Annotated in this window: 11 protein-coding genes; 6 read left to right on the top strand and 5 right to left on the bottom strand. The window is 75.1% G+C overall.

The window, feature by feature from the left end:
• Positions 1-67 precede the first annotated feature (67 nt).
• Positions 68-1090, bottom strand: a complete 1023-nt coding sequence (locus tag ACYVO2_RS06955; protein WP_461006711.1) for an NADP-dependent oxidoreductase — start codon at positions 1088-1090, stop codon at positions 68-70.
• A 100-nt stretch (positions 1091-1190) separates the two neighbouring features.
• On the opposite strand from ACYVO2_RS06955, the gene ACYVO2_RS06960 reads away from it, so the two are divergent.
• On the top strand, positions 1191-2129 hold the full coding sequence (locus tag ACYVO2_RS06960) for a LysR family transcriptional regulator (RefSeq protein ID WP_461006712.1): 939 nt from the start codon (positions 1191-1193) through the stop codon (positions 2127-2129).
• A gap of 12 nt (positions 2130-2141) precedes the next feature.
• Here ACYVO2_RS06960 and ACYVO2_RS06965 read toward each other — a convergent pair whose 3' ends face one another.
• The gene (locus ACYVO2_RS06965; protein WP_461006713.1) at positions 2142-3185 is read right to left on the bottom strand and encodes an FAD-dependent oxidoreductase; all 1044 of its coding nucleotides are present in this window, start codon (positions 3183-3185) and stop codon (positions 2142-2144) included.
• Between the two features lie 168 nt (positions 3186-3353).
• Between ACYVO2_RS06965 and ACYVO2_RS06970 the strand changes: the two genes are divergently transcribed.
• Together ACYVO2_RS06970 and ACYVO2_RS06975 are read left to right on the top strand one after the other, a co-directional pair.
• Positions 3354-3935, top strand: coding sequence for a TetR/AcrR family transcriptional regulator (locus tag ACYVO2_RS06970; RefSeq protein ID WP_461006714.1), 582 nt, complete (start codon positions 3354-3356; stop codon positions 3933-3935).
• A 154-nt stretch (positions 3936-4089) separates the two neighbouring features.
• Positions 4090-4593, top strand: a complete 504-nt coding sequence (locus ACYVO2_RS06975) for an Rrf2 family transcriptional regulator (RefSeq protein WP_461006715.1) — start codon at positions 4090-4092, stop codon at positions 4591-4593.
• A gap of 114 nt (positions 4594-4707) precedes the next feature.
• On the opposite strand, the gene ACYVO2_RS06980 is transcribed toward ACYVO2_RS06975, so the two are convergent.
• Positions 4708-4965: an HU family DNA-binding protein gene (locus ACYVO2_RS06980; RefSeq protein ID WP_461006716.1), complete on the bottom strand. Its 258-nt coding sequence runs from the start codon at positions 4963-4965 to the stop codon at positions 4708-4710.
• Between the two features lie 533 nt (positions 4966-5498).
• Between ACYVO2_RS06980 and ACYVO2_RS06985 the strand changes: the two genes are divergently transcribed.
• The 3 genes from ACYVO2_RS06985 to ACYVO2_RS06995 are packed head-to-tail and all read left to right on the top strand — an operon-like array spanning position 5499 to position 9747.
• Positions 5499-7778, top strand: a complete 2280-nt coding sequence (locus ACYVO2_RS06985) for an MMPL family transporter (RefSeq protein WP_461006717.1) — start codon at positions 5499-5501, stop codon at positions 7776-7778.
• Positions 7775-9058: a sensor histidine kinase gene (locus ACYVO2_RS06990; RefSeq protein ID WP_461006718.1), complete on the top strand. Its 1284-nt coding sequence runs from the start codon at positions 7775-7777 to the stop codon at positions 9056-9058. The genes ACYVO2_RS06985 and ACYVO2_RS06990 overlap by 4 nt, the downstream gene beginning before the upstream one ends.
• Positions 9055-9747 (top strand): response regulator transcription factor, encoded by a 693-nt coding sequence (locus ACYVO2_RS06995; RefSeq protein ID WP_461006719.1) that lies wholly within the window; start codon positions 9055-9057, stop codon positions 9745-9747. The genes ACYVO2_RS06990 and ACYVO2_RS06995 overlap by 4 nt, the downstream gene beginning before the upstream one ends.
• 97 nt (positions 9748-9844) lie before the next feature.
• Here the strand turns inward: ACYVO2_RS06995 and ACYVO2_RS07000 are convergent, their stop codons facing one another.
• Both ACYVO2_RS07000 and ACYVO2_RS07005 read right to left on the bottom strand, forming a co-directional pair.
• Positions 9845-11092, bottom strand: a complete 1248-nt coding sequence (locus tag ACYVO2_RS07000; protein WP_461006720.1) for an FAD-dependent monooxygenase — start codon at positions 11090-11092, stop codon at positions 9845-9847.
• A complete protein-coding gene (locus tag ACYVO2_RS07005; protein WP_461006721.1) occupies positions 11089-12501 on the bottom strand; it encodes an MFS transporter in 1413 nt (470 codons plus the stop codon). Before ACYVO2_RS07005 ends, ACYVO2_RS07000 begins: the two co-directional genes overlap by 4 nt.
• Positions 12502-12581: the final 80 nt, after the last annotated feature.

The raw sequence follows: 12581 nt of genomic DNA on the forward strand, positions 1-12581 counted from the left end.
TGGCAGAGCGCACAGGCGCGCCCCGCCGCGCCCCGCACCCGGATGTGCGCCCGCGCCCGCTGCGGCGTCAGGCCGCGGACGGGGCCCGCGGGCCGGACCGCACGATGGTCTTGCCGGTGTTCTCGCCGCGCAGCATGCCGAGGAACGCGTCCACGATGTGCTCGAACCCGTCGGTCACCGTCTCGTCCAGGGCGAGCCGGCCGCTCCGGAGATGCGGTACCGCGAACGCGTACAGCTCCTCCTGCGCGTCGCTGTGGTTGCGGACCAGGAAGCCCTCCATGCGGATGCTCTTCTCCACGACGTCCGCGTGGTCGAAGCGCGGCGGCGGCGCGTCGCCGGTGTTGTACTGGCTGATCGTGCCGACGCGGACGATGCGCCCGAACTCGCGCAGCGCCCCCACCGCCGCGGCCAACTGCTCGCCGCCGACGTTGTCGACGAACACGTCGATGCCGTCCGGCGCGGCCCGGCCGAGCAGGTCGGCGGCGGGCCCGTCGTGGCGGTCGAAGACGGCGTCGTAGCCCACCTCCCGCACCAGGTGCCGGGCCTTCGCCGCCGAGCCCGTGCTGCCCACGAGCCGTCCGGCGCCGAGCAGCCGGGCGAACCGCCCGGTCGCCGTGCCGACCCCGCCCGCGGCGGCCGACACGAACAGGTCCTCGCCCTCCCGGAGCCGGGCGATGCGGGTCAGGCCCACATAGGCGGTCAGGCCGGTGCCGCCGAGGACGCTCAGGTGCGCGGTCAGGGGCACCCCGTCGAAGCGGGGCAGCCGCCGGACCTCGTCGGGGGCGACCACGGCGTGCGTGCGCCAGCCCTGCCGGTGGAACACGATCTCGCCCTCGGCCAGCTCGGGCGTGCGCGAGGCGACGACCCGCCCGATGGTGCGGCCCTCCAGCGGCGCGCCGAGCGCGAAGCCGCCGGGCACGTCGTCCATCATCTCGCGGTGGTAGGGGTCGACGGACCAGTAGAGGTTCTCCACGAGCGCGCCGCCGGCCGCGGGGACGGGAAGCGGGGACTCGACGAAGGCGAAGTGTTCGGCGGTGGGGAAGCCGTGGGGGCGGGCGGTCTGGTGCACGGTGAGCGCGGTCTCGGCCATGACCGGACCGTAGGGCGGGAATGCGCCCGCCGGGCAGCCGGTTGGGCTCATACGACCCACCGATCCATGAGCAGTACTCATACCCCGAGGTGAGCGCCGCGTGGCCCGTACGACCGACTCCGATCTCGCCCCGCACGAACTGCGCGTGCTGGTGGCGGTCGCGGACACCGGCGGGTTCTCGGCCGCGGCCGCCGCGCTGGGGCTGACCCAGTCCGCGGTCTCCCACTCGGTCCGGGGCAGCGAGCGCAGGATCGGCGCCGTTCTGTTCGAGCGGGGCCGCACCGGCGCCCGCCCCACCCCCGCGGGGGAGAAGGCCGTCGCGTACGCGCGCCGCGTCCTGCGCCTGCTGGACGTCCTGGCCGCCGAGGCGCGCGGCGCGGCCCGGCCGGACGCGGTGGAGGGGCCGCTGCGGATCGCGGCGTTCCGCAGCGCGGCCTTGCACCTGCTGCCGCCCGTCCTGCGGCGACTGCGCGCCCGGCACCCCGGGATCGAGCCGCGGGTGCGGATCGTGCGCGAGGTGGGGCGCGGCACCGCGGGGGAGGTGGCCGACGGGCGAGCCGACATCGGCATCGCCACCCTGGGCGGCTCCGCGACGCTTCCACCGGGTCTGGTGGCGAGCGGACTCCTCGAAGAGCCGTACGCCCTGGTGCACGCGGCGGGCCACGCCGCCCCGCGTTCGCTGCCGCTGGTCGACTGGGCCGAGAACTGCGGCTCGTACACCCGCGAGTGGTGGGCCGCGCAGGACTGGATCCCGCGGGCGACCGTGGAGGCCGAGGACGACGGAGCGGTGCTCTCCCTGGTCGGCGCGGGCCACGGGATGGCGATCATGCCGGCGCTCTCCCTGGTCGGGGCGCCGGACTCGGTGGGGATCACCGATCTGGGGCCCACCCGCCCGACCCGCCGGGTCGGGTATGTCACCACCCCCGAGCTGGCCGGGACGGCGGTGGTGCGCGCCCTGGTGAGGGAGCTGCGGGCCGCGGCCCTCCCGGGTGCGGGCGGCGGGGCGGCGGCACCCGCGGACCGCCCGGCCGCCCCCTGAGGGGGCGCCGGGTCATCCCGGCAGCAGGCGCACCGCCAGGTCGCGCAGGGCGGGGTGGCGGGTGGACATGAAGCGGTGGAGGGTGCGGGAGGCGAAGGCGACCCGCTGGGCGGGGCGGCGGCGTTCCTTGTCGTAGGCGCGCAGGGCCGACGGCAGCCGAGCGGGCCCGGCCTCGGCGACGGCGCGGGCCAGTGCCTCCGCGTCCAGGATCGCCGTGCACGCGCCCTGGCCCAGGTTGGGCGTCATGGCGTGTGCCGCGTCGCCGACCAGCGCCACCTTCCCGCCGTGGACGAAGCCGGGCAGGGCCGGGTGCAGGTGCCGCATCTCGTAGCGGATCCAGGTCCGCGGGTCCGTGTCGTGCAGGATCCGCGGGATGGGGTCGTGCCAGCCCTCGAAGCTCGCCCGCAGGTGCTCGGCGGTGGTCGCCTCGGGCACGGTGGCGTACCAGTTGGTGCGGCCCGGCTCGACGGGCGTCATGCCGAAGAACCGCTCCCGGCCCCAGGTCTCCCCGTACACCCCGGTCTCGAAGCCCGCCGTGCCGATCCACGCCACCGTGCCCACGCGCCGCGGCCCGTGGGCGGTGCCGAAGCAGGCGCCGCGGACCGCGCTGCCAATGCCGTCGGCGCCCACCACCAGGTCGGACGCGGAGGTCAGCGCCACCACGTCGGTGACGCGGCGCCCGAACTCCACGGGCGCGTCGCCGAAGGCGCCGAGCGCGTCCGCCAGGGCGTCGATCAGATACGGGCGGGAGACCAGCAGCTCGGGGCGGCCCGCCTTCCGCTCGATCCGCTCCAGCGGCAGGCTCGCCAGCACCCTGCCCCCCGGGGTGCGGATGCGCGCCCCCCGGTAGGGCACCGCACGCCGGGCCACGGCCTCGCCGACTCCCAGCCTGTCCAGGGCGGCCTGCGCGGTGGGGTGGAGGCCGAGCGCGGTGCCGTACCGCTCCAGTTGGCCGCGCCGCTCCAGGACCGTCACCGCCCAGCCCGCCCGGCGCAGCCCCACCGCCGCGGCGAGGCCGCCGATCCCGGCCCCCACGACGACCGCCCGTCCACCCATGACGCCCTCCACCCGCTCCACCACCGCACCCGGCCACCACGCCTGTGGTACCTCATCTGTGGTACCACACCCGGCGTAGCCTGAACAGCCCACGCCCCCAGCCCCACGCCCCCAGCCCCCGCCCCCCGACCACCCACGACCCGCCCCAGGACAGGAAGGGAGCCGACGGTGAACCCGAGCCGCCGGGACGCGCTGCGCGACGCCGCCATCGAGGTGCTGGCCGAGGCGGGCGGGCGCGGCCTGACCCACCGCGCCGTGGACGCCGCCGCCGAGGTGCCGCCCGGCACCGCCAAGAACTACTTCCCGACCCGCGAGGCCCTGCTCCGCGCCGTGGCCGAGCGCTGTGTGGAGCGGTACCGCGCCGTCGCCGGGCAACTGACCGCGGGCGGCCCGCCCACCGGGCGCGAGCAACTGGTGGCGCTGCTGCGCGGCCTGCTGGAGGACGTGGCGGGCCCCGGCCGCTCCCGCATGCTGGCCTACCTGGAGCTCCAGGCCGAGGCGTCCCGCAGGCCCTGGCTCTCGGCCGTCCTCGACCCGATCGCGGCGGCCGACTTCGCGGGCCTGGAGGCGGCCCAGCGCGCCGCGGGGCTGCCCGTCACCCGGCAGCGGGCCGCCGCCGTCACCCTGGCCCTGCACGCCGCCCTCCCCCACCTCCTGGCGGGCGGCGCCGGCACCGTCTCCGCCGCGGGCCTGGACGACCCGGACCGGTTCGTGCGGGGGCTGCTGGACGCGGTGTACCCGGGGGCGTGACGGCGGGCGGCGGGCTTCCGGCGTGACCGCGTGACCGGGTGGCCGTCACCGGGAAGCGACCGGGCGCCGGCCCCGGGGGGTGGACGCGCGGGCGTTGTCGTAACAGAATCAGTTACGACATGGTTCGCCGGTTGCTTCGGACAGTGGAGGTTCCATGAGCGTCAGCAGCCGCATGACCGTGGCCACGCACGCCCTGACCTGGATGGCGCTGGTCTGCCCCCAGCGCTCGGACGGCATCGTGACGTCCGATCAGATCGCCGCCAGCGTCAACACCAACGCCGTCGTCATCCGCCGCATCCTCGGCGGTCTGCGCGAGGCGGGCCTGGTCGTCTCCCAGCGCGGGCAGGGCGCGGGCTGGCGGCTGGCGCGTGTCCCGGAGTCCATCACCCTGCGGGACGTCTACCTCGCCGTCGAACCCGAGCCGCTGATCGCGCTGCACGCCACTCCGCCCAACCAGTTGTGCCCCGTCGGGCGGGGCATCCCCCCGGTGCTGCGGGACGCGTACAGCCGTGCGGAGGAGTCGATGAAGGCCGAACTGGCGGCCGTCACCGTGGCCGACGTGCTGCGGGAGACGGTCGATCTGCCGGCGCTCACCGGGCGCAGGCCGCCCCGGCCGGTCCGCGCGCGGGGCCGGTCGGTCTTCGACGCCGCGCCGTAACCGGCGCGGTCGCTCCGAGGGGGCGCCGGGACGGCCTCCGTGCGCGCGCCCCGGTCCTCGCCGTGCCCGACGGCGGGGATCCCCGGGACCGCCCGGGTCGGCGGGGTGCGGCGGTCAGCCCGCGTCGCCGGTGAGGTACTCGGTCAGGGCCTGGCCGGGGCGCAGGGCGGCGGTGCCGTCGTCGCGGTGGAAGGTGCCGAAGCCCATGACGCTGACGGTCCGGCCCTCCTTGAGGGCCTCGGCGAGCGTTCCGGCGTCCTGCACCGTGCCGAACAGGGCGTCCAGGACCCGGCCCACCTCCTCGGCCGAGAGGGAGCCGCCCCGCTGCGCGGCTTTGCGGGCGGTGGCTTCCGCCAGCTCGGTTCTGTCCACGGGCGGCTCCTCGTTCCCGGGCCCACGGTGCCGGTCGGCATCGACGCTAACCGCCCGCGGGTGCCCCTCGGGTGGAGCCGCGCCGGTGGGGGCCGCCGACATTGGGGCGTTCGGGGCAGTCGTCGGCCGGGCACCAGCGGCAGGGCCGTGGCGAGGCAGCGCCTCAGTCCGGCGAGCGTACGCATGCGGCGGCCTCCAACCCGGTAACGGCTGGACAGAGAACGGCGTCACAGGGTGGGACGGCGTCGAGGGGGAGGTCCCGGGCGACCTGGTGGCCTTCCAGGGGTGCGCCCGTCCGTCGAGGACGCGGCGGTCCGGCCGCGGCCCCGGTCACCGAACTCCAGGTCAGCCCCCGTCGAAGCCCTCGTCGGCCCGTAGTGCGTACGCACCAGGACGGGTCAGTGGCTGGTCCGGGCGCACCAGCGGAGGACGGCGGCGGGAGACGATGCCCGGCGGGGCGCCGGAAGGGAGTGTGGGAGCCGCGTGAATCCCGCGCATCCCCCTCGCCCAGTGCTGTCTGGAGTGATCGACAAGTGGCGACATTTCTCTACCGGATCGGACGGTGGGCCTTCCGGCGGCGCCGGCTGGTGAGCGGTCTGTGGCTGGGCGTCCTGGTGCTGGCCGGGGTCGCCGCCGCCGTGGCGCCGGCCGGGCAGGAGGAGGACCTCTCCATGCCCGGCACCGAGTCGCAGCGGGCGTTCGACCTGCTGGACGAGCGCTTCCCCGAGAGCAACTCCCAGGGCGCCGAGGCCCGTTTGGTGTTCCAGGCCCCGAACGGGCAGCGGGTGACGGCCAGGGAGCACAGGGCGGCCGTCGAGGACGCGCTCGGCTCCCTGGACGGGGGCGAACAGGTCGCGTCGGCCACCGACCCCTACGCGACCGGCGCCGTCAGCGAGGACGGCACCATCGCCTACTCCACGATCACCTACACCGCGGACGCCGTGGACCTGACCGAGCCGGCGAAGAGCGCCCTGGAGGACGCCGCCGACCGGGCCAGGGACGCGGGGCTGACCGTGGAGATCGGCGGCTCGGCCCTGGACTCGGAGGAGGAACTGGGCGGTACGACGGAGATCATCGGCGTGGTGGTGGCGGCGGTGGTGCTGGTGCTCACCCTCGGGTCGCTGGCCGCGGCCGGACTGCCGCTGCTGACCGCCTTCCTGGGTGTGGCCATCGCCTTCTGCCTGATCACCGCGCTGGCCGTGCCGCTGGGCCTGACGTCCACCGTCGCCATCCTGGCGCTGATGCTGGGTCTCGCGGTCGGCATCGACTACGCGCTCTTCATCTTCTCCCGGTTCCGCGACGAGTGGGCCCGGGGCAGCGAGCCGGAGGAGGCCGCCGGCCGGGCGGTGGGCACGGCCGGATCCGCCGTCGTCTTCGCCGGCGCGACCGTGGTCATCGCCCTGGCCGGGCTGGGGGTGGTCGGCATCCCCGAACTCACCAGGATGGGCCTGGGCGGCGCGGGCGCGGTGGCCGTCGCGGTGCTCGTCGCACTGACCCTGGTCCCCGCGCTGTTCGGCTTCTTCGGCAAGAAGGTGTCCCCTTCCCGAGCGAAGCCGCGGGCGCGGGGAGGCGTCCTGTCCCGCGCCGTCCGCAAGGCCACCCGGCCGGGAGGCGAGCGCCCGCGCCCCGTGCCCGCCGCGGCCGGCCGGGCCGGGCTCGGCACCCGCTGGGCGCGGTTCGTGCTGCGCCGGCCGGTGGCCGTGCTGCTGGTCGCCGGACTCGGTCTGGGCGCCGTCGCCGTACCGGCGCTGAGCCTGGAACTGGGGCTGCCGGGAGACGAGTCCAAGTCGGTGGAGACCACCCAGCGCCGTGCCTACGACCTGCTGTCGGAAGGCTTCGGCCCCGGCTTCAACGGCCCGCTGACCGTGGTCGTGGACACCTCGCAGTCCGCTGACACCCGGGCCGCCACCGACCTGGTCGCCAGGACCGTGCGGGCGGTGGACGGGGTCGCGTCGGTCGGTGCTCCGGTCCTCAGCCGGACCGGGGACACGGCCGTCCTCACCGCCGTCCCGCGGACCGCGCCGAACAGCGGCGAGACCAAGGACCTGGTGCACGCGATCCGGGGCACGGTCTCCGGCGTCGAGGCCGACACCGGCGCCGACGTCCTGGTCACCGGCACCACCGCGCTGAACATCGACATCTCCGAAGCCATGTCCGACGCCCTGCTCCCCTATCTGACCGTGGTCATCGGCCTGGCGGTGCTCCTGCTGACGGTGGTCTTCCGCTCGGTCCTGGTCCCGGTCAAGGCCGCGCTCGGTTTCCTGCTGTCGGTGGGCGCCGCCTTCGGGGTCCTCGTCGCCGTCTTCCAGTGGGGCTGGGCGGCGGACCTGATCGGCATCGAGCAGACGGGGCCGGTCATGTCGCTGATGCCGATCCTCGTCATCGGCATAGTGTTCGGCCTCGCCATGGACTACGAGGTCTTCCTCTTCACCCGGATGCGGGAGGCATACGTCCACGGCGCGTCCCCCGGCGAGGCGATCGTCAGCGGCTTCCGGCACAGCGGGCGTGTGGTGGCCGCGGCGGCGATCATCATGATCAGCGTGTTCGCCGGGTTCATCGGGATGACCAGCCCCACCATCCAGACGATGGGTGTTGGCCTGGCCTCCGCCGTCGCCTTCGACGCCTTCGTGGTGCGGATGGCGATCGCACCCGCGGTCCTGGCGCTGCTCGGCCGCCGGGCGTGGTGGCTGCCTCGTATCCTGGACCGTGTGCTGCCGGATGTGGACATCGAGGGTGAGGCACTGAACCGGCATGCCCCGGCCGCCGCGACCGGCGCCGCGGCTCCCCTCCGGCCGACACCGACCCGGCCGTGAAGAACCCGGGCGGCGGTGGCCCGCGACCGCGTGGCGCGTGGTGGCGGGAGGCGGCGATCACGGCGACGGCGTTCGCGCTCTGCCTGTTCAACGGCGTGCTGACGGACGACGGCGGCACGTTGTCGGCGCCGCCCGCCGCCGCCTACCTCATCGCCGTGGCGTCCTGTGCCGTGCTGCCGCTGCGGCACAGGGCGCCCCTGGCCGCCATGGCCGCCACGGCCGCGTGCGGCGTGCTGGTGCCGTTCCTGGACCTCCTGCTGAGTCCGCTCGTCGTGGCCCCCGCCGTGATCGCCGCCTACTCGCTCACCTCGCGCACCGAACGCCACTCGGTGAGCGCGGTGTCGCTCACCTCCGTGGCGCTGCTGGTCGCCTTCGCCCCCTTGCTCGGGGCCCTCTCCTGGAAGGACGCCACCAGGATGGGGGCGGTGGCGGCGTTCCCGCTGGTGGCCGCCGCGCTCGGTCACTCGGCGCGGAACCGGCGGGCCTATCTGGCGGCCGTGGAGGAGCGGGCCCGGCGGGCCGAGGAGAGCCGGGACAGCGAGGCGCGCCGGAGAGTGGCCGAGGAACGGGTGCGCATCGCCCGGGAGCTGCACGACCTGGTGGCCCATCAGATCACCCTGGCCAACGCGCAGGCCACGGTCGCCGCCCACCTCTTCGACGCCCGCCCGGAGCAGGCCCGCCAGAGCGTGCGGGAGCTCGTCGAGACCACCCGCGACGCGCTCGACGAACTGCGGGCCACGGTGGGTCTGCTGCGCCAGTCCGGGGACGCGGCCGAGCCCGCGGAACCGGCGCCGGGGCTGTCCCGGCTCCCCACGCTCCTCGAGTCCTTCCGCCGCGCGGGTCTGGAGGTGACGGTGCACCAGCGGGGCACGGCCAGGCCGCTGCCGCCGGGGGTGGACCTCACCGCCTACCGCATCGTCCAGGAGGCTTTGACCAACGTGACCAAGCACGCCGGCACCGGTGGCGCCCGGGTGGGCCTCGCCTGGGACCGTGATCGCGTGACCATCACCGTCGCCGACGACGGAGGGGGCGGCGCGGCGCCGGCCGCGTCCACGGCGCCGGACCGCCCGCCCGGTTACGGTCTGATCGGGATGCGGGAACGCGCCACCGCGGTCGGGGGGCGGCTCTCCGCGGGCAGGCGCCCGGAGGGCGGCTTCCTCGTCTCCGCCGAGTTGCCCCTCCCGCCCGCCAAGGACCCGACGCGGACGGCCGACGGGACGGCGGGCGGGACGGCGGGCGGGGGACAGCCGGGCGGCGGAGAGGACGGGGACGCGCCGTGACGCTCCGGGTGCTGCTCGCCGACGACCAGGCCCTGCTGCGCGGCGCCTTCCGGATGCTGCTGGAGACCGCCGACGACATCACCGTGGTCGGCGAGGCCGGCGACGGCAGGGAGGCGGTGCGGCTCACCCGGGAGCTGCGCCCGGACGTGGTGCTCATGGACATCCGCATGCCCGAGGTGGACGGTCTCACCGCCACGGCGGAGATCTGCGCGGACCCGGAGCTGCGTGCCAGCCGCATCCTGATCCTCACCACCTACGAGACCGACGAGTACGTCGCCCAGGCGCTGCGCGCGGGGGCCGGCGGCTTCATCGGCAAGGGCATCGGGGTGGAGGACCTGCTGGACGCCGTGCGCACGATCGCCGCCGGCGACACGCTGCTGTCCCCCGCCGCGACCCGCTCCCTGGTCGCCCGTTTCCTGGCCACGCCGGAGGACGCCCCGCCGCGCCACCCGGAACGGCTCGCCTCGCTCACCCCGCGCGAACGCGAGATGGTGGCCCTGGTCGCGACCGGCCTGTCCAACCAGGAGATCGCCGAGCGGATGTTCCTCAGCCCCTTCACGGTCCGCGCCCATGTGCAGCGCGCCATGACGAAGCTGGAGGCCCGCGACCGGGCGCAACTCGTCGTCATCGCCTACCGGACGGGCCTGGCCCGCGCCACCCCCGACGGCGGCGGCGACCGCCTGTCGTGAGTCCGGCGCCGGGGCCCTTCGGCGGCTGCCCGCGACCGGCCGCGCACGGGAGCGGCGGCGGGTCGGGCCCCGAGCCGGGTGCGACTGCCGTGCCGGGTCACGGCGTCGGGGGGAAGTCCGGCAGCGCGAGGGCCGAGTGGGCCGGTCGCGCCGGCGCGGCGGGCATGGTGACGAGGTCGCGCAGCATGGTGTTGCGTCGCTCCAGGGCCCGCGCCGTGGTGGGGAAGAGCGTGGCCGCGCCGTTGCCGACCAGTGCCTGATTCATGGCCACGAACCCGCGGAGGTCGCGTTCGTAGCCGGCGAAGGCCACGGTGTGGTCCCGGTTCGCGGCCAGGGCGTTGGCGAGCATGTAGGCGCCGACCAGCGCGAGGCTCGTGCCCTGGCCGGTGAGGAACGAGGGCGCGTACGCGGCGTCGCCGACGAGCGCGACGCGGCCGCTGGACCAGTGGGGCATGCGGATCTGCCCGGCCGTGTCGAAGAAGAGGTCGTCCGCGTCGCGCATGGCGGCGACCAGGCCGGGGACCTCCCATCCCGCGCCGGCGAAGGCCGCGGCGACCAGGTCCCGCTGGGCGTCGGGGTCCCGGAGGTGCTCGTGCGGCGGCTCCGGTCGGTGAAAGGTCAGGAAGGCGTGCAGTTCGTCGTCGTCCCCGACGGCGTAGAGGGCGGCGGCTCTCCCCGGGGTGTTCCACAGCACGAGCTCGCGGGAGAGCCCGAAGGTGTTCGGCACGGTGAAGACGGCGAAGCAGTAGCCGAGGTAACGGTGGAACCGCTCCTCGGGGCCGAACAGGGACTCCCGGGTCCGCGAGTGCGTGCCGTCGGCGCCGACCACCAGGTCGTACCCGCGCCGTCGCCCACCGCGGAAGACGACATCGACGCCGTGTGCGGACTGGTGGAGGGTGTCGACGGAGTCGCCGAACAGGAACTCCACGTCGTCGCGCACCAACCCGTGGAGGATCGCGGCCAGATCCCCGCGACTCACCTCCAGGTCCTGTCCCTCGGCACTGCCGGCGACGGCGTGCGGGCTGACCGAGGCCACCGCGCCGCCGTCGGCGTGCAGGAATGTGCAGCGACGGGTTTCGATGTGCGCGTCCTTCAGCCGCGGCAGTATCCCCATCCGCCGGACCACCTCCGTAGCGGTGCCGCGGACGTCGATCGGGTAGCCGCCGTCGCGCAGCGCGCCCGCCTTCTCCACCACGGTGACCGCGCATCCGGACCGGCGCAGCCAGTACGCCAGCGCGAGACCGGAGACACCGGCCCCGCAGATCAGGACTTCGCGCTTCGCCGTGGCGCGCGCGTCCGCCGAAAGACCGGCCGAAAGACCGGCCGGAAGACCGTTGGGTGTCATGCCTGGACTCCATCCCTGTTGACACGGACGACGAGCAGTGACAGTGCGGCGACGAGGCCGGCGACGGCGAAACCCGTGACGAAGGCCGGTTCGGCCGGTTGGCCCGTCGCCGGGTCGGCCCCGGCGGCGAGGATCGCGCCGCCGATCTGGACGCCCACGGCGACGCCGATCACGCGGGTCACCACGAGCAGGCTGGTGGCGATGCCGGTGTCCCCGGTCCCGACGGCGGTGGCGGTGCCGGCGAGCAGCGCCGTGGTGCCGACGCCCACGGCGAACGCGGTCAGCACCTTCGCGAGGACGAGCTGCCACGCCGCGGTGTGCTGCCACGCCAGGGCGGTCATGGTGACCGCCGTGACGACGGCGCCCACGATGACCACGGCACGCGGACCGAAACGCCGCGCCGCGACCCCGCTGACCGAGTCGCTCACCGCCCCAATGACGGCGCCGGGCATCAGGAGCAGTCCGATCTCGGTGGTGTCGGCCCCGAAGCCGTACCCGTCGCCCGACGCCGCGAACAACTGCGGGAGCAGGAAGAGCACCATCCCGAAGCTGGTGGTCATGACGAAGGTGAGCACGCACGCGCGCCACATCGCGGGTTTCGCCAGCATGCGCAGATCGACCATCGGCGAGGGGGCCCGGCGCTCGACCGCGACCCATCCGGTCGCGAGGGCGGCCACGGCCACCGCGATGGCGCCGATCGCGAAGGGCGGCAGGCCGTGGCCCGTCACCGTCACGAGCCCGAGCATGAACGCGAGCAGGGTGCCGCTCAGCAGGAGCACGCCGGGCCAGTCGATCGGGCTGTCCGACCGGATCGGCGGATCGTGCGGCATCAGCCGGGTCACGACCAGCGTCGTCGCGATGATCGCGATCGTCGGCAGCGCGAACATCCCGTGCCAGGACAGTCCTTCCGCGATCGGCCCGGCGATCACCGTCCCCACCATGCCGCCGCCCGTGAACAGCGCGAACACCAACCCGATCGCCACCTGTGACGCACCTGCCGGGAGGTGTTTGCGCACCAGGATGAACGAGAGGGGCAGCGCGCCCACCATGACGCCCTGCAACACCTGACCGAGCAGCAGCACCGGCAGGTTCGGCGCCAGGCTGGCCAGCAGACCGCCGGCCGAGACCACCGCCATCAGCCGGACCAGCACCCGCTTTCCGCCGTAGCGGTCGCCGAGTTTGCCCGCGACGGGTGTGATGACCGCGCCGGTGATCAGTAACGTGTTGCCGACCAGTGCCCCTTCGGCGGGGCTGACGCCCAACTCGCGTTGCAGCAGCGGGAGCGCGGGCTCCACCACCGATTGCAGGGCGCCGAGAGCGAGCGCCAGGACGCCGAGGGCGGCGATCGGCAGCCTGCCGATGCGGACCGGGGAAACCGAAGCCTCGGACGTGGACGTCCTGTTCGTCACCTGCTGATCACTCCAGACACCGCCGGACGAGGGGAACGCGCGTGATTCGCGCGCCTTCCACGCTCTCCCGCGGCGCCTCA

The sequence above is a fragment of the Streptomyces capparidis genome (assembly GCF_054782095.1).

Bases quoted from the DNA above. Each gene is read 5' to 3' on its own strand.
- ACYVO2_RS06955 (WP_461006711.1), bottom strand. From the start codon at position 1,090: ATGGCCGAGACCGCGCTCACCGTGCACCAGACCGCCCGCCCCCACGGC.
- ACYVO2_RS06975 (WP_461006715.1), top strand. From the start codon at position 4,090: ATGAGCGTCAGCAGCCGCATGACCGTGGCCACGCACGCCCTGACCTGG.
- ACYVO2_RS06965 (WP_461006713.1), bottom strand. From the start codon at position 3,185: ATGGGTGGACGGGCGGTCGTCGTGGGGGCCGGGATCGGCGGCCTCGCC.
- ACYVO2_RS07000 (WP_461006720.1), bottom strand. From the start codon at position 11,092: ATGACACCCAACGGTCTTCCGGCCGGTCTTTCGGCCGGTCTTTCGGCG.